The 15,782-nt window shown below is 74.6% G+C and carries 13 protein-coding genes and 4 pseudogenes; 6 read left to right on the top strand and 11 right to left on the bottom strand.

The window, feature by feature from the left end; genetic code table 11:
* Positions 1-36: 36 nt before the first annotated feature.
* The gene (locus tag DA06_RS16415; protein WP_043502055.1) at positions 37-1,389 is read right to left on the bottom strand and encodes a class II 3-deoxy-7-phosphoheptulonate synthase; all 1,353 of its coding nucleotides are present in this window, start codon (positions 1,387-1,389) and stop codon (positions 37-39) included.
* A 155-nt stretch (positions 1,390-1,544) separates the two neighbouring features.
* Between DA06_RS16415 and DA06_RS16410 the strand changes: the two genes are divergently transcribed.
* Entirely contained in the window at positions 1,545-3,260 is a 1,716-nt protein-coding gene (locus DA06_RS16410; protein ID WP_052436860.1) for a VanW family protein, read from the top strand.
* A 64-nt stretch (positions 3,261-3,324) separates the two neighbouring features.
* Here the strand turns inward: DA06_RS16410 and DA06_RS16405 are convergent, their stop codons facing one another.
* The gene (locus DA06_RS16405; protein WP_418605492.1) at positions 3,325-3,486 is read right to left on the bottom strand and encodes a hypothetical protein; all 162 of its coding nucleotides are present in this window, start codon (positions 3,484-3,486) and stop codon (positions 3,325-3,327) included.
* 268 nt (positions 3,487-3,754) lie between these two features.
* Here DA06_RS16405 and fdxA point away from each other — a divergent pair, with 268 nt between their 5' ends.
* From fdxA to DA06_RS16390, 3 genes and pseudogenes are all read left to right on the top strand, one after another.
* Positions 3,755-4,072 (top strand): ferredoxin, encoded by a 318-nt coding sequence (gene fdxA, locus DA06_RS16400; protein ID WP_043502049.1) that lies wholly within the window; start codon positions 3,755-3,757, stop codon positions 4,070-4,072.
* 1 nt (position 4,073) lies between these two features.
* Complete coding sequence (locus tag DA06_RS16395; protein ID WP_418605491.1) at positions 4,074-4,556, top strand: aminotransferase class I/II-fold pyridoxal phosphate-dependent enzyme; 483 nt, start codon at positions 4,074-4,076, stop codon at positions 4,554-4,556.
* Positions 4,489-5,073 (top strand): annotated as a pseudogene (locus DA06_RS16390) (aminotransferase class I/II-fold pyridoxal phosphate-dependent enzyme); the annotation flags it as partial. The gene DA06_RS16395 and the pseudogene DA06_RS16390, both read left to right, overlap by 68 nt.
* Here the strand turns inward: DA06_RS16390 and DA06_RS16385 are convergent.
* From DA06_RS16385 to DA06_RS16365, 5 genes and pseudogenes are all read right to left on the bottom strand, one after another.
* Positions 5,042-6,595: pseudogene (locus DA06_RS16385) on the bottom strand (DEAD/DEAH box helicase); the annotation flags it as partial. The pseudogenes DA06_RS16390 and DA06_RS16385 overlap by 32 nt on opposite strands.
* 52 nt (positions 6,596-6,647) lie before the next feature.
* Positions 6,648-7,808, bottom strand: a complete 1,161-nt coding sequence (locus DA06_RS16380) for an EamA family transporter (RefSeq protein ID WP_418605490.1) — start codon at positions 7,806-7,808, stop codon at positions 6,648-6,650.
* A 53-nt stretch (positions 7,809-7,861) separates the two neighbouring features.
* The gene (locus DA06_RS16375) at positions 7,862-8,785 is read right to left on the bottom strand and encodes an AEC family transporter (RefSeq protein ID WP_043502043.1); all 924 of its coding nucleotides are present in this window, start codon (positions 8,783-8,785) and stop codon (positions 7,862-7,864) included.
* Between the two features lie 191 nt (positions 8,786-8,976).
* Positions 8,977-9,207: a hypothetical protein gene (locus DA06_RS16370; protein WP_418605489.1), complete on the bottom strand. Its 231-nt coding sequence runs from the start codon at positions 9,205-9,207 to the stop codon at positions 8,977-8,979.
* A 62-nt stretch (positions 9,208-9,269) separates the two neighbouring features.
* On the bottom strand, positions 9,270-10,031 hold the full coding sequence (locus DA06_RS16365) for a 2,3-bisphosphoglycerate-dependent phosphoglycerate mutase (RefSeq protein ID WP_043502038.1): 762 nt from the start codon (positions 10,029-10,031) through the stop codon (positions 9,270-9,272).
* A 95-nt stretch (positions 10,032-10,126) separates the two neighbouring features.
* Here DA06_RS16365 and DA06_RS16360 point away from each other — a divergent pair, with 95 nt between their 5' ends.
* Entirely contained in the window at positions 10,127-10,681 is a 555-nt protein-coding gene (locus tag DA06_RS16360) for a DUF488 family protein (protein ID WP_043502036.1), read from the top strand.
* A gap of 35 nt (positions 10,682-10,716) precedes the next feature.
* Here DA06_RS16360 and DA06_RS16355 read toward each other — a convergent pair whose 3' ends face one another.
* Entirely contained in the window at positions 10,717-11,748 is a 1,032-nt protein-coding gene (locus DA06_RS16355; protein WP_418605488.1) for a Gfo/Idh/MocA family protein, read from the bottom strand.
* Between DA06_RS16355 and DA06_RS16350 the strand changes: the two genes are divergently transcribed.
* Positions 11,741-12,940, top strand: coding sequence for a CoA transferase (locus tag DA06_RS16350; RefSeq protein ID WP_052436858.1), 1,200 nt, complete (start codon positions 11,741-11,743; stop codon positions 12,938-12,940). The genes DA06_RS16355 and DA06_RS16350 overlap by 8 nt on opposite strands.
* A 17-nt stretch (positions 12,941-12,957) precedes the next feature.
* Here DA06_RS16350 and DA06_RS16345 read toward each other — a convergent pair.
* From DA06_RS16345 to DA06_RS16335, 3 genes and pseudogenes are all read right to left on the bottom strand, one after another.
* Positions 12,958-13,798, bottom strand: a pseudogene (locus tag DA06_RS16345) (aldo/keto reductase); the annotation flags it as partial.
* A gap of 211 nt (positions 13,799-14,009) precedes the next feature.
* Positions 14,010-15,569 (bottom strand): annotated as a pseudogene (lnt, locus tag DA06_RS16340) (apolipoprotein N-acyltransferase); the annotation flags it as partial.
* Positions 15,569-15,760 carry a hypothetical protein gene (locus DA06_RS16335; protein WP_043502020.1) on the bottom strand — a complete coding sequence of 64 codons (192 nt, stop codon included), beginning with the start codon at positions 15,758-15,760 and terminating at the stop codon, positions 15,569-15,571. The gene DA06_RS16335 and the pseudogene lnt, both read right to left, overlap by 1 nt.
* Positions 15,761-15,782 lie beyond the last annotated feature (22 nt).

Below are 15,782 nucleotides of genomic sequence, written 5' to 3'. Positions count from 1 at the left end.
CCCTGCGGCTGACGATTCTCGTTCCCTGCGGCCCCGTCAGTGTCCGCGCAGCATCTCGGCCACGTCGAAGGCCATCTCCAGCGACTGCTGGTGGTTCAGCCGCGGGTCCACGAGGGTCTCGTACCGGCGCGCCAGCGCGGCGTCGTCGACCTCCTCGCTTCCGCCGAGGACCTCGGTGACGTCGTCGCCGGTGAGTTCCACGTGCAGCCCTCCCGGCACCGTGCCGAGCGCCTGGTGGACCTCGAAGAACCCGTGCACCTCGTCCAGGACGGTCGCGAACTCGCGCGTCTTGTACCCGGACGGCGAGGTGATGGTGTTTCCGTGCATCGGGTCGCACACCCACGTGACCGGGCGCCCGTCCGACGTCACGCTCTCCACGAGTCCGGGAAGGACGTCCCGGATCCGGCCCGCGCCCATCCGGGTGATGAAGGTCAGCCGGCCGGCCTCCCCCTCCGGGTTGAGCCGGTCCATCAGCGCCCGCGCGTCGTCCGCCGTCGTCGTGGGGCCGAGCTTGACCCCGATCGGGTTTCGCACGCGGGAGAGGAGGTCCACGTGGGCGCCGTCCACCTGACGGGTGCGCTCGCCGATCCAGAGGAAGTGGGCGGAGGTGTTGTACGGCCGGCCCGAACGTGAGTCGATCCGCGTCATGGCGGACTCGTAGTCGAGGAGCAGCGCCTCGTGGGAGGAGTAGAACTCGACCGTCTTGAGCGCCTCGAAGTCGACCCCGGCGGCACGCATGAAGCGCATCGCCCGGTCGATCTCGGCGGCGAGCACCTCGTACCGTGCGTAGGAGGGGTTTGCGGTGAAGCCACGGTTCCAGTCGTGCACGAGGCGCAGGTCGGCGAAGCCGCCGTTGGTGAAGGCCCGGATGAGGTTGATCGTCGTCGCCGACCGGTGGTACGCGTCGAGAAGCCGCTGGGGGTCCGGCGTGCGGTCCGCCTCGGTGAAGGGGTGGCCGTTCACGGCGTCGCCTCGGTAGGCGGGCAGGGTGACGCCGTCGCGGGTCTCGAAGTCCGAGCTGCGCGGCTTCGCGTACTGCCCCGCCATCCGGCCCATCTTGATGACCGGCAGGCTCGCGCCGTAGGTCAGCACCGCGGCCATCTGGAGGATCGTCTTGATCTTGTTGCGGATGCGGTCGGCGGTCGACTCGGCGAACGTCTCGGCACAGTCACCGCCCTGGAGGAGGAAGGCCTCGCCGCGCGAGGCCATCGCCAGCTTCTCCCGCAGGTTGTCCGCCTCACCGGCGAACACGAGCGGCGGGGACCCGCGCAGCTCCTCCGACACGCGGTCCACGGCGTCGCGGTCCGGCCACGACGGCTGCTGCGCGGCGGGAAGCTCCCGCCAGCGCTGGAGACCGTCCAGGACCTCCGGGGTTGCCTCGATACTCACCCGGACAGGATAGGTGCCGCCGAGGCGTGGGACGGACGCCGTCCATCTACCGGCCCGCGGCGGCTCGACCGCTCGCCCTACCGGCCCGGGGCGGCTCGACCGCTCGTCGCGCTGCGCGGTCCGGGTGCGGACGGCGCGAGCCCAAGGATCTGCCGATGCCCTCGCCGTTTGACCAGTTCGACGTCGAGGAGCCCCGCCGCGGCCGCCGCGGGCTCCTGGTGGGGCTCGTCGTCGTCGCTCTGCTCGCCGTCGTCTACGGTGCCGGCGCCTGGTTCCTCGGCGACCGGACGCCCACCGGGACCACGGTCGCCGGCGTTCCCGTCGGCGGGCTCTCCCAGGCCGACGCCCGCGCGCGCCTGGAGAGCGAGCTGGCGCCCCTGGCCGCCGAGCAGGTCCCCGTGTCCGTCGGCGAGGCGCACTCCAGCATCGACCCGGCGGCCGTCGGGCTGACCTTCGACGCCGGCGCGACCGTCGAGGACCTGACGGGCTTCACGCTCGACCCGCGCGTGCTGTGGGGGAGGATCTTCGGGATGGGCGCCGTCGAGCCGCGCTCGACCGTCGACGAGGCCGCCCTGCGCGACGCGCTGGAGACGGCGGCCTCCGAGCTCGACGTCGCCCCGGTCGAGGGGGCCATCACCTTCGCCGGCGCCACGCCGGAGGTCACCGAGCCCGAGGCGGGCACCTCCGTCGACGTCGACGCCGCCGTGGAGTCGGTGGCCCAGACGTGGCTCACCGCCGAGCGCCCGCTCCAGCTGCCCACCCAGGAGGTCGCACCGACCGTCGGTGCGGAGGCCGTCGACGAGGCGCTCACCTCCCTCGCCCAGCCTCTCGTCTCAGCCCCGGTCACCGTCAGCGTGGACGGCACGCTCGTCGAGCTGGGCCCCGAGCAGCTCGCTGCCAACGCCACGTTCGTCGCCCAGGGCGACGCGCTCGCGCTCGAGCTCGACGGACCGGGCCTGGCCGGCGCCGTCGCCGAGGTCAATCCCGAGATCGAGGCCGCCGGTGAGGACGCGAAGATCGTCCTCCAGGGCGGGACGCCCACGATCGTGCCGTCGACGACCGGCAAGGGCCTGGACCCCGACCAGCTCGCCGAGGCCGTGCGCACGGCCGGCACGTCCGGCGACCGCACGGCCGAGGTCGCCCTCGTGACGGCGGAGCCGGAGTTCACCACGGCCGACGCCGAGGCGCTGGGTGTCAAGGAGGTCATCGCGGAGTTCTCCACCCCGATGCCCTACGACCCGGTCCGCACCACCAACCTCAGGGTCGGGGCCCAGAAGGTCACCGGCGTGCTCGTGAAGCCGGGGGAGGAGTTCTCCCTCCTCGACGTCATCGGGCCCATCTCCGCCGCGAACGGGTACGTCTCCTCCGGCGTCGTCGAGGACGGGTTCGTCTCCACCGCGGTCGGCGGCGGGCTCTCCCAGCTCTCGACGAACATGTTCAACGTGGGCTTCCTCGCCGGCATGGACGACGTCACCCACACCCCGCACAGCCGCTGGTTCGACCGGTACCCCGCGGGCCGGGAGGCCACGCTCTGGGAGCCGAGCACGGACATGGTCTGGCGCAACAACACCGACTACGGGGTGCTGGTCCAGTCCTGGGTCACCGGTGACCGGGTGCACTCGCGCCTGTGGGGCACCAAGGTCTGGGACGTGGAGACCTCCACCTCGGACAAGTACAACATCGTCGAGCCGAAGACCGTCTACAACCCCTCGCCCGACTGCACACCGGAGAGCGGCGGCAACCCCGGCTTCACGGTGACCGTGGACCGGCAGCGGTACAGGGACGGCGCCCTCCACGACGACAAGTCGTGGACGTGGACCTACACCCCCTGGAACAAGGTCGTGTGCGGGGAGCCGCCCTCCGACGGGTGACGGTCACAAGCCTTGCCGGGCGGTACCGCCGCACCGGCCGGGGTGCACCGGCCCCTGCCGGGGCTCACGTCGGTGGTGGCGGGACCTTCTTCCCCGTCACCATCGCCGTCGCCGGCACGGTGACGTCGCCGCGCCGGGTCCGCACGACGACGGCGTCCCGGCCGACCTCGACGAGCTCGCCCAGGGCGTCGTGCAGGCCGCCGGACTGGCGGTAGCGCACCACCACCCGCTCGCCCGCGCGCCAGCGCGTCCAGGGCAGCTCGGGGGGGAAGGTCGGTGCTCATGGCGACCATCCTGCCTGTCGCGGACGGAGCCTGCCGCCGTGCGCAGCGACGGCCCGCTTCGCCGTCGTCGCCGCCTGGCGCTGGGAAGGCGTGCGTCGCCGGTCTGCTGCCCACGAGACGGCGCCTGGTCGTGCCCCTCGACCGGCTGGGCGATACTAGGTGGACGGTGCCCGACCGGCGCCGCGCCATCTGCGAGGAAAGGAAGCTCTCGTGACCTACGTCATCGCCCAGCCCTGCGTGGACGTCAAGGACCGGGCGTGCGTCGACGAATGTCCGGTCGACTGCATCTACGAGGGCAAGCGGATGCTGTACATCCACCCCGACGAGTGCGTCGACTGCGGCGCGTGCGAGCCGGTGTGCCCGGTCGAGGCGATCTTCTACGAGGACGACACCCCGGCGATCTGGTCCGACTACTACCGCGCCAACGTCGAGTTCTTCAACGACCTGGGGTCCCCCGGCGGCGCCGCGAAGATGGGCGTCATCGACAAGGACGACCCGATGATCGCGGCCCTGCCGCCGCAGGCCTGAGGTGCCGCTGCACGGCAGCGCGCTGCCCGATTTTCCCTGGGACTCCCTGGCGCCGGCCAAGTCCCGCGCCGCCGCCCACCCGCGCGGCATCGTCGACCTCTCGGTCGGTACCCCGGTGGACCCCACTCCCGCGGTCGCCCGTGAGGCGCTGCGCGCCGCCGCGGACGCACCCGGCTACCCGCAGACCGTGGGCACCCTGGCCCTGCGGGAGGCGATCGTCGAGTGGTTCGCCCGACGGCGCGGCGTACCGGGGCTCGGCACGGACGCCGTGATCCCGACCATCGGGTCCAAGGAGACCGTTGCGTTCCTGCCGTCCCTGCTCGGGCTCGGCGCCGGCGACGTCGTCCTGCACCCGCGCACCGCCTACCCCACGTACGACGTCGGAACCCGCCTCGCCGGGGCGACCCCCCGTCCCCGTGGACCCGGACCCGGCGTCCTGGCCGGATGCGCGGCTGGTCTGGCTGAACTCGCCGGGCAACCCTGACGGGCACGTCCTGTCCGTCGACGACCTCGCGGCCGTGGTGGCGTGGGCGCGTGAGCGCGGCGCCGTCGTCGCCTCGGACGAGTGCTACGCCGAGCTCCCCTGGGACGGGTTCGCGGCCGCCGACGGCGTGCCCAGCCTCCTCGACCCGCGTGTGTGCGACGGCGACCGCACGAACCTGCTGGTGCTGTACTCGCTGAGCAAGCAGTCCAATCTCGCCGGCTACCGGGCGGCCCTGCTGGCCGGGGACCGGGACCTGGTCGCCCGGCTCACCGAGATCCGCAAGCACGCCGGGATGATGATGCCCGCGCCGGTCCAGGCGGCGATGGCCGCGGCGCTCGCCGACGACGAGCACGTGGCGGAGCAGCGCGAGCGCTACCGCGCCAGGCGGGAGGTTCTGCTCGGGGCGGTGACCGCCGCGGGTCTCGAGCACGATCCGAGGTCGGTGGCCGGTCTGTACCTCTGGGCGCGGTCGGCCGGGCGCCCGGCGTCTTCCTGGGAGCTGGTCGACGCGCTCTCGCACCGCGGGATTCTCGTCGCGCCCGGCACGTTCTACGGCCCGCACGGGGGACGGCTACGTGCGCATCGCGCTGACCGCGACGGACGAGCGGATCTCCGAGGCGGCCCGCCGGCTGCGCGACGGCGGCCCGCTGGCCTGACGGGCGCCGTGTCCGTCCCTCGGCACCGGCCGTCCCCGCGTTCCCGGGCGCAGCCTGGCCGGAGCCGCCACGACGACGCCGGGACCCGCCCGAGGACCGCCGGCCGGTGCCGGGCTGCTGCGGCGCCGGCTTGCGTGCGGCGGCGAGCGGCGCGCTGTCCGGCTGGACGGCCGCGGCGACGTCGCCGACGAGCTCGGTGACCCGCGGGTCGTCGGCCGTCACGCTGACGGGCGAGGTGGAGATCTTCGCGGCGCGGGCGAGCGACCGGAAGTCGGCGCGCTGCTCGGGCAGGACCAGGGTCACGACGTCGCCGCCGTGCCCGGCGCGCGCCGTGCGCCCGGAACGGTGCAGGTACGCCTTGTGCTCGGCGGGCGGGTCGACGTGGACGACGAGGTCGACGTCGTCCACGTGGATGCCGCGGGCCGCGATGTCGGTGGCCACCATGACCCGCACCTCGCCGGACGAGAAGGCGTCGAGGCCGCGCTCCCGGGCGTTCTGCGAGAGGTTGCCGTGCAGCTCGACGGCCGGGATGCCCGCCGAGGTGAGCTGACGGGCGAGCTTCTTCGCCTGGTGCTTGGTGCGGGTGAACAGCAGCCGGCGGGAGGCTCCGGACGCGAGCGTGCGGACGAGCTCGTTCTTGACGTCGGTGGTGGGGACGAGGAAGACGTGGTGCTCCATGGCTGCGACGGGTGACGCGGCGGGGTCGACGCTGTGGTGCAGCGGGTCGTCGAGGAACTGGGTCACGAGCTTGTCGACGCCGTTGTCCAGCGTCGCGGAGAAGAGCATCCGCTGGGTGCCGCGGGGCGTCGCGCGCAGGATCCGGGTGACACCGGGCAGGAACCCGAGGTCGGCCATGTGGTCGGCCTCGTCCAGGACGGTGACGGCGACGCGGTCGAGGTGGACCAGCCGCTGCCCCATGAGGTCCTCGAGGCGGCCCGGGCACGCCACGACGATGTCGACGCCCCGGTCGAGCGCCTCCACCTGCCGGTTCTGGCTGACACCGCCGAAGATCGTCGTCACGCTCAGGCCTGCGGCCTTCGCGAGCGGCGTGATGGTCTCGGCGATCTGGGTGGCCAGCTCGCGGGTGGGGGCGAGCACCAGTCCCCGCGGGTGCGCCGGCCGGGTGCGCCCGGCGAGCGACTCGCCGGAGGGCACGAGCGCGGCGAGCCGTGCCACCAGGGGCAGGGAGAACGCAAGGGTCTTGCCGGAACCGGTGCGGCCGCGGCCGAGCACGTCACGGCCGGCGAGCGTGTCGGGCAGCGTCGCGGCCTGGATGGGGAAGGGCGCGGTGATGCCGCGCGTGGTGAGGGAGCGCGACAGGACGCCGGGGACGCCGAAGGCGTCGAACGTGGCGGTCGTGGGCGCAGAGGTGTTCTGGGGCACGAGGAGGTACTTCTCTCAGCAGGAGGTCACCGCAGGCATCTCCGCTCACTCGTCATCGGCGGGCGTGGCCGCCGGCGCGGTGGCCGTGCAGTGCGATGTCGGGGCACCGCTCGGCGCCACCTGGGCCCAGTATCGCACGTCGTGGTCCGCAACGCCGCGGCCGGCCCGTGCCTGCACGGGAAAGGACCGGGAGGGACCCGGGTACGGGGACCGGGAGGGACCCGGGGTACGGGGACCGGGGAGGGACCCGGGTACGGGGACCGGGGAGGGACCCGGGGTACGGGGACCGGGGAGGGACCCGGGTACGGGACCGGGGACGCACGGCAGCCGGACGGCCGCCGCGGCTGCACGGCCCGGGGTCACGAGGGCGGCGGCACCCCTCGCCCGGCCCGGGCGCGGGTCCGGATCGCCCTCCCGGCCGGCCAGCAGCACGGCGACGGAGACGAGGGCGAGCCCGACCGCCTCCCCCCGTCGTCGGTACCTGCCCGAGGACCACCAGGCCGACGGCGAGCGACGTGGCGGGCAGCAGCGACGTCAGCAGGGCGAAGGTCTGCGCGGCGAGCCGGGTGAGCGCCACCTGCTCGATCGCGTAGGGGACGAGGGAGGACAGCACCCCCATCGCGACGACCGTGAGGAGGAGCAGGGGATCGGCCACGGCCGTCCCGACGGTCGGGACGGCGACGGGCGCGTAGAGGACGCCTGCCACCGTCATGGCGACGGCGAGCGAGGTGAGCCCGTCCCGGTCCGCCGCGATGCGCCGTCCCAGCAGGATGTACACGGCCCACGCCGCCCCGGCGAGGAGCGCGAAGAGGACACCGACGCCGGTGCCGGGGTCCGACCAGTCCAGGCCGAGCCCGCTGATGGAGACCACACCGAGCAGCGCCAGCCCGACCGCGACGCGGACCCGGAGGCCGCGTCCCGTCACCGCCGCCACCGCGACCGGGCCGAGGAACTCCAGGGAGACGGCCGTCCCGAGCGGCAGGTAGCTGATGGAGGTGTAGAACAGCAGGTTCATCGCACCCAGCACCACCCCGAAGAGGGCCGACGCGGCCAGCGTGCGACGGGTCCACGGCGTTCTCCACGGCCGCCGCCAGACCAGCAGGAGGACGGCCGAGACGAGCATCCGCCACCAGGCCACCGTCGTCGCCGGCATGTGCACGAACAACCCCACGGCCAGGGCCGCGCCGAGGTACTGGCTGACCCCGGAGACCATGAATAGGGCGGGCGCCGGCAGGGTGGGGCCGGGCCGCGGTCCGGACGCCCGGCTCACCCGAGCACCCCCACGAGAGCGAGGATGACGGGCACGCAGCCGATCGTGGTGACGAGGACGACGTCTCGCACCATCGGCACGGCACGGCCGTACCGCATCGCGTAGACGAACACGTTCTGCGCCGTCGGCAGTGAGGCGACGATGACCGGGGCGAGCAGGTCGTCGCCGGTCAGCCCGAAGGCGTGAGCCGCGAGGAGGTAGGCCAGCAGGGGCCCGCCGAGGTTCCTCAGGACGACGGCGGTCCACAGCGGTGCGCGCACCTCGCCGCGCCCGGGAAGGGGCGCGCCGCGCAGCGAGAGGCCGAACGCGATGAGCATGGCGGGGATGGCGAGATCGGCGACCATCCCGACCGGCAGCGCGACGACCTGCGGGACGGTCACGCCGGTGACCGAGACGACGAGCCCGAGCAGCACCCCGATGACGAGCGGGTTGCGTACGGGCATCGTGACCGTCTGGGTGAGGGAGACGCCCCGCCGGCCCGTCTGCGCGTCGAGCACGGAGAAGCCGACGGGCACCATGACGAGCAGCTGCAGCAGCAGCACCGGGGCGATCGCGGCGGCGTCGCCGACCGCGAAGACCATCAGCGGGATGCCGAGGTTGCCGGCGTTGACGTAGCCGGCGGTCAGCGCACCGAGGGTCAGCTCCGCGCCTCGCTGCCGCAGCAGGACGCCGCACACGAGCGCGTAGACGGCCACCAGGGCGAGCGCCGTGAGGGCGTTGACCAGCGCGCCCGTCGAGAACACGTCACGAACGTCGGCCTCCGCCACGGTGCGGAACATGAGGACGGGCGTGGCGGCGAAGAACGTGAGTCGGCTGAGGACGGCGTCGGCGCCCTCGCCGAGCACCCGCCACCTGGCGAGCGCGTACCCGAGGAGCACGACGGCGGCGAGGGTCGCGAAGCCGGTGAGCACACCTGCCACGTGCTCCCCCTCCTCAGCCGGTCCGGTCGGCCCTCATCCTCCCACCGGCGGTCACGGTGCCCGGCGGACGTCCACGCTGAGCCCTGCGTGGTCGGAGACGGAGAGGCGGTGGACCACGGCCGGGCCCGCCGCGGCGAGGCCCGAGCCGAGCAGGTGGTCGAGCTGGGTGCGCGGGCGGGCGTTGGTGAACGTCAGCCCGCCGGCGAGCGGGGCGAGGCGCCCCGCGGCGACGGTCTCCGAGGACGCGACGCGGCCGCGTCGAGGTTGAGGTCGCCGCCGAGGAGACGGGGGCCGGGCAGGGTCAGCATCGCCTCCGACGCGACGGTGAGCTGGCGGCGGGCGACGTCGGGCCGCACCGACAGGTGCGTGGCACCGACGCTCACCGGCCCCTCCTCGGTGCGCAGCACGGCCGCCAGGAGCACCCGCGCCGAGTCCCACGACCAGGCGCGCGGCGACCACCACGCCGAGCCGCCGGGGCCGCACCTCAGGTCCCGCCCTGGGCGGCGATCACCAGCGCCTCGGCGTGCGCCGCCTCCGGGTCGAGGTACGTGCCGCCGCGGACGAGCGGGCGCAGGCGGTCGCCGTCGGCCACGAGGTCGTACCGCAGCGGGCGCGCGTTGGGCAGGTTGAGCGCGGCGAGCTCCTCCGGGGTCAGGCCGTCGAGCAGCGCGCACAGGGCCCGCAGGGAGTTGCCGTGGGCCACCACGAGGACGTTCCGTCCGCCCGCCAGGTGCTCCCCCAGCTCCGGGAGCCAGGGGCGCAGGCGCGCGACGACGTCGGCCAGCGACTCCGTGGCCGTGAGAGCCTCCGCGGGCAGCCGGTCGAACGGCGGGAGGCGACGCCACAGGGCGAGCGTGCCATCGTCGAGCGCGGGGGGCCGGCCCGCGTAGGAGCGGCGCCAGTGCACGAAGAGCTCCCGGCCGTGCTCGGCGAGCACCGCCGCCTTGAGGCGGCCGGACAGGGCGCCGTAGTTGCGCTCGTTCAGCCGCCACGTCCGCACGACGGGAGCCGCGGACCGGAGACTGTCCCGGATCAGCGCGGCGGTGCGCCGCCCGCGCGCGAGCTCGGACGTGACGATCAGGTCCGGCGTGAAGCCGGCACCGGCGAGCCGCCGGCCCGCAAGGCGGCACGCGTCCTCGCCCGCCGGGGTGAGGTCGAGATCCAGGACGCCGGTGAAGAGCTCGCGGACGTTGCCGACGGACTCGCCGTGGCGTACGAGCACCAGGGCGCCGAGGGATCCGTCCACGCGCCCACTCTGGCACGGCGCCGGGAGCGGTCGCACGCGCGAACGCCTACGATCCGGACCATGCCCACCTGCCGCAGCCGGCCTCGTCGGCCGACGTGAGCGAGGAGAGGACCACGCTCCTGACCTTCGGTCACGCGGCGCTGGACCGGTCCGCCCTCGCGGGTCTGCTCCGCTCGGCCGGGGTCACGACGGTGGTGGACATCCGCCGCTTCCCCGGTTCGCGGAACAACCCGGACGTGCGCCGCGACGCCCTGGAGGAGTGGCTGCCGGAGGCCGGCATCGCCTACCGGTGGGAGCCCCGGCTGGGCGGGCGCCGCCACCTGCGCAAGGACGACGACGCCGCCTCCCCGGACACGTGGTGGCAGGTCGACGCCTTCCGCGCCTACGCCGGGTGGACCCGGGATCCCGAGTTCCGTGCCGCCCTGGCCGACCTGCTGGAGGAGGCGCGCGAGGGGCGGGTGACGGTCATGTGCTCCGAGGCGGTGTGGTGGCGGTGCCACCGGCGGCTGGTGGCCGATGTCTCCGCCCTCGCGCACGACGTCGACGTGCGTCACCTCATGCACGACGGCGGCCTGCGGGAGCATCCCGTGGCCGAGGGCGCCCGGCTCGCCGAGCCGGGGCTGGTGGTCTGGGACGGTCGCAGGACCTGACGGACCGGCGGCCGGCCGGCTGGCGCCCGGGCCCGTCAGCCGGTGCTGCTGCGGCGGTAGCCGGCGAGCACGGCGTCCACGACGCGCGCGGTGCGCAGGGCGCTCTCGCCGGTGCTCGGGCAGGTTCCGCGGCCGGTGAGCTCGTCGACCACGAGCTGGATGAGGGGCTGCTGCACGACCTCGGGGTACGGAGCGTCGATGCGCTCCTCGCCCCCGGCGGTGCGCAGCAGCAGCGGTTCCTGGCCGAAGCTCGAGAAGGTGAGCGAACCGGCCGTGCCGATGATCTCCACCTCGTCCCGCCGCTCCACGGCGTCGAAGGCCCACAGCCCCGTGCCGACGACGCCGGAGGCGAAGGTGAACGCTGCGGCCACGTGGTCCTCCGCCGGGTACCTGCCGGCCAGGTTCGCCGCGACCCCGGTGACGGTGCCGACGGGCCCGAGAAGGTGGTCGAGCAGGTCGAGGGTGTGGGAACCGAGGTCGACGAACAGGCCACCACCGGAGATCTCCGGAAGCACCCGCCACGGCAGGTGGTCCGGCTCCCACATGCCGGCCGGGCTCTCGAGACGCACGGCAACCGCCCGGACCTCGCCCACGGCTCCGCCGTCGAGGAGGTCCTTGACGCGGACGAATCGCGGCATCGCGCGGCGGTAGTAGGCGACGAAGAGCGGCACGCCGGCGCGGGCGCAGGCGTCGATCATCTCCTGGCACTCCTCCGCGGTGCGGGCCATGGGCTTCTCGACGTACACCGGCTTGCCGGCGGCAGCCGCGCGCAGGACGTGCTCGCGGTGGCTGCCGGGCGGGGTGGCGACGTAGACCGCGTCGACGTCGGGGTCGGCGACCAGCTCGTCGGCGTCGTCGTACCAGCGCGGGACGCCGTGGCGGCGGGCGAAGTCGGCGGCCTTCGCGCCGTCGCGCCGCATCACGGCGACGAGGGAGGAACGCTCGGCGCGCTGGAGGCCCGGGCCCGACTTCCGCTCGGTGACCGCCCCGGCGCCGATGATCCCCCAGCGGACGTGCTCGAGCGTGGGCGGTGTCCGGGGGAGCGCTCCGTCGCTCGCCGTGGACACCGCCGACGTCGCAGCCGCGTTCGACTCGTTCCGCCACCTGAGGGTCGACGGGCGCGAGATCGTCGGTTTCGCCCGGATGTCACGGTTCTACGCCGCGGCGGACAGCTGGGTACGGTTCCACGCCAACTACCCCCACCACCGTCAGGCGCTGCTCTCCGCGCTCGGCGTCGACCCGGGGCTCGACGACGACACCGCCTCCGTCATGGTCGGCGCGGCCGCGCGTCGCGCGGACGCGCTCTCGCTCGAGAAGCTGGTGCGCGGGGCGGGCGGCGTGGGGGCCGCGCTCCGCACCCCGGAGGAGTGGCTCGCCCACGAGCAGGGCGCGGCCGTGGCGTCGGCCCCGCTGGTGGAAGAGCTGCCGGACGAGGCGTCCGGCGGGACGGGCGGACCCGGGAACGGCGCCCGGCGACCCCTGCCGGCCGCCGCGGACGGGCCGATGTCCGGCCTGCGGGTGCTCGACCTCACGCGGGTGATCGCCGGCCCGACCGCCACGAGGTCCCTCGCCGCTCTCGGGGCGGACGTGCTACGCGTCGACCCGCCGGGGAACCCCGAGCTTCTCGACCAGCACCTCGACACCGGCTTCGGGAAGCGGTCCGCCGAGGCCGATCTGACGGACCCTGCCGCACGAGGCCGGGTCGAGGGGCTGCTCGACGGGGCCGACGTCCTGGTCTCCGGGTACCGGCCCGGCGCGCTGGGCGCTCTCGGTCTGGGCGCGGAGGAGGTGCGCCGCCGCCACCCCCACCTCGTCGTGGCAGAACTCTCCGCGTGGGGGTACCGGGGGCCCTGGGCGCACGAGCGCGGCTTCGACTCGATCGTCCAGGTCGCGACCGGGATCGCGCACCGCTACGCGACGTCGGGGCCCGGCGGGCTGCGGCCCGGGGCACTGCCCGTGCAGGCGCTCGACCACACGGCCGGCTACCTGCTCGCGGCGACGGTCATGCAGGCGCTGGCCGAGCGCGTCGAGAACGGCGGCCGCGCGGTCCGGGTCAGCCTCGCCCGGGTGGCGCACGAGCTGCAGGCGCTACCGGTCCCGGAGGGCGAGGCGCAGACCCTCCCGGTCACCACCGCGACCGTCGCGTCGCACTACGGCACGCTCGTCCACGTCCCGCCGCCCCTCGCGGCCGGGGGCGAGAGGCTGCGGTACCCGGGGCCGCCGCGCCCGTACGGCGGCGACGGGCTCACCTGGGGGTGAGCCCGCCGCGGCGCCGCCTACCAGCGGTGGTGCACCTGGGCGCGGATCCGCTCGTCGTAGAGCTCGGCGACGGCGGCGAGCAGCTCCTCGGACAGCGGCTCGAGGTCCGCCGCGGCCGCGTTGGCCCGGGCCTGCTCGGCGTTGCGCGCGCCCGGGATCACGGTGGTGACCCCCTCCTGCTCGATCACCCAGCGAAGCGCGACCTGGGCGGGCGTGGCGCCCTCGGGGCCGTGCTCAGCCACGAGACGGGAGAACTCCTGGGCGGCCTCGACGCCGGTGGCGAAGTCCACGCCCGAGAACGTCTCGCCGATGTCGAACTGCTCGCCGTGGCGGTTGTAGGTGCGGTGGTCCGTCTCGGCGAACGTCGTCGTGGCCTTGTACCGGCCCGACAGCAGCCCGGAGGCGAGCGGCACCCGCGCGATGATGCCCACGCCCTCCTCGGCGGCACGGGGCAGCACCTGCTCGAGCGGCTTGCGCCGGAAGGCGTTGAGGATGATCTGCACGCTGACCGGGTGGAGCGTCTCGATCGCGGCCAGCGCCTCGTCGCAGGTCTCCACGCTCACGCCGTAGCCCGCGATGCGCTCCTCGGCGACCAGGGCCTCGAGCGCGTCGAACACCGCCGCGGAGGTGAGGACCTCGCTGGGCGGGCAGTGCAGCTGCACCAGGTCGAGCCTGTCGACACCGAGGTTCGTGCGCGAGCGGTCGGTCCACTCCCGGAACGCCTCGAGGTGGTAGGACCCGGGCACCTGCTCGGCCCGCCTGCCCATCTTGGTCGCCACCGTGAGGTCGACGCCGGGGGTTCTCCCGCAGGAAGGACCCGATCAGGCGCTCGCTGCGCCCGTCGCCGTAGACGTGCGCGGGCGTCCCTCCTCCGGCGGGTCGTCGCCGCCACGCCGGCCAGCACGGCCAGGGCCGCGAGCAGGCCGGTGACCAGGGCGGGCCACTGCCCGAGCCGGTCCGAGACGGTCAGCGTGGTCCGCAGCGGCAGCGACTCGACCATCTGCTCGGCGGTGAACAGGCCGGTGGTGTCCTGGAACACCCCGTTCGGGCTGACGACGCCGCTGACGCCCACCGTGGACACCTGCACCACGGCGCGGCCGTGCTCGACCGCCCGGAACCGGGACATGGCGAGCTGCTGCGTGGACTCCTGGGTCATCCCGAAGGAGGCGTTGTTCGTCGGGACGACGATCAGCTCGCCGCCGGCCACCACACCCTCCCGGATGAGCTGGTCGTAGGCCACCTCGAAGCAGATCCCGAGGGCGACGGGCACGTCCCGCCCGAGCCGCTCGACCGGCACGGCCATCAGCCCGGTGCCCGTTCCGGCGGCCATGTCGACGCTGATGAGGTCCACCGCGCTGGTGAACTGGCGGAAGAAGTCCCGATGGGGCATGTACTCGCCGAAGGGCACGGGGTGCTGCTTGGTGTAGACGAGGTCGGTCGGGCCGCGGGAGGTCCACACGACCATCTCGTTGTAACGGGTGCGCAGTCCCGGCCGCTCCGGGTCGTCGACGTAGCGCTGGGTGCCGAGGAGGATCGGCGCCCCGACGGTGGCGGCGGCGTCCTGCACGACTGCGGCGACACCGGCGTCCGTGCGTGGGTCGATGTCCGCGGCGCTCTCGGGCCACAGCACGAGGTCCAGCTCGCCGGGCGCCACGCGCTCGAGCAGCGCCTCGGTGCCGGCGGCGTGGTTGGCGGTGACCGCCCGTGCCTGGGAGACGGCGTCGGCACCGGCCGTCGGCACGGCGTCGGCGCCCGCGTCGCCGTCGCCGGACGAGGCGGCGCCCGCGTCGCCGTCGCCGGACGAGGCGGCGCCCGCCGGGCCGCTGCGCACGGCGTGCTCCGCCGCGGCGCTCAGCGCGGGGCCGTGCAGCGCGCGCGGGTGCCGCCGGCGCAGGGCGACGAAGTACTCGACGTTCCCGGAGGGCCCCGGCAGCGGGCTGGGGACCACGGCCCAGGTGTCCAGGCCCTCCGCGGCCGCCGCGGCGGCCACCTTGAGGACGGACTCCACGTGCTGGTCCGTGTCACGGACGACGCCACCGTGGCCGAGCCGTTCCTTGCCGACCTCGAACTGGGGCTTGACCATGAGCAGCAGGTCCGCGTCGGGCGCGGCCGCGCGCGCGAGCGCCGGGAGCACGAGCGTGAGGGAGATGAAGGACATGTCACCGACCACGAGCTCTGGCGCGGGGGCGACCTGCTCGGGCCTGAGCGTGCGGACGTTGGTGCGGTCCAGGACCGTCACGCGCGCGTCCGACTGCAGCGACCACGCGAGCTGTCCGTACCCGACATCGACGGCGACCACGTGGGCGGCACCGCGGCGCAGGAGCACGTCGGTGAAGCCGCCGGTCGAGGCTCCGGCGTCGAGGCAGCGGCGTCCGGAGACCACGGGGGCGTCCGTCCCGAGGGCGTCGAGCGCACCAGCCAGCTTGTGGGCACCGCGCGAGACGTAGTCGTCGCCCGCGGGCACGTCCACCCGGACGGCCTGTGCGGGGTCGACCTGGCGCGCCGCCTTGGTCACGACCTGCCCGTCGAGCAGCACGTACCCGGCGGCGATGAGCTCGGCGGCGTGCTGGCGCGACCGGGCCAGTCCCCGGCGCACCAGCTCCGCGTCCACACGGACCAGACGGGCCATCAGTTCTCGGCGCTCGTCAGTCGCGCCGACAGGTGGGCGTGGATGGCGTCGAACATCGGGACCTGCTCGGCCAGCGGCACGTCGGCGATGCCCTCGAGCAGGGCGAGCGGGTCGCCGGCGGAGCCCGGCGCCCGAGCCGGGTCGCCGTCGGGCAGGCCCTTGCCCCGCTGGTCGGCGGGTGTCTGCCCCATGCCTCGCTCCTCCTGCCTCGCT

Origin of the sequence: Georgenia sp. SUBG003, assembly GCF_000715355.2 — a bacterium.
Lineage (GTDB): Bacteria > Actinomycetota > Actinomycetes > Actinomycetales > Actinomycetaceae > Georgenia.
Note: the sequence above shows the minus strand (reverse complement) of the source record. Positions and strands in the feature narration are given on the sequence as shown.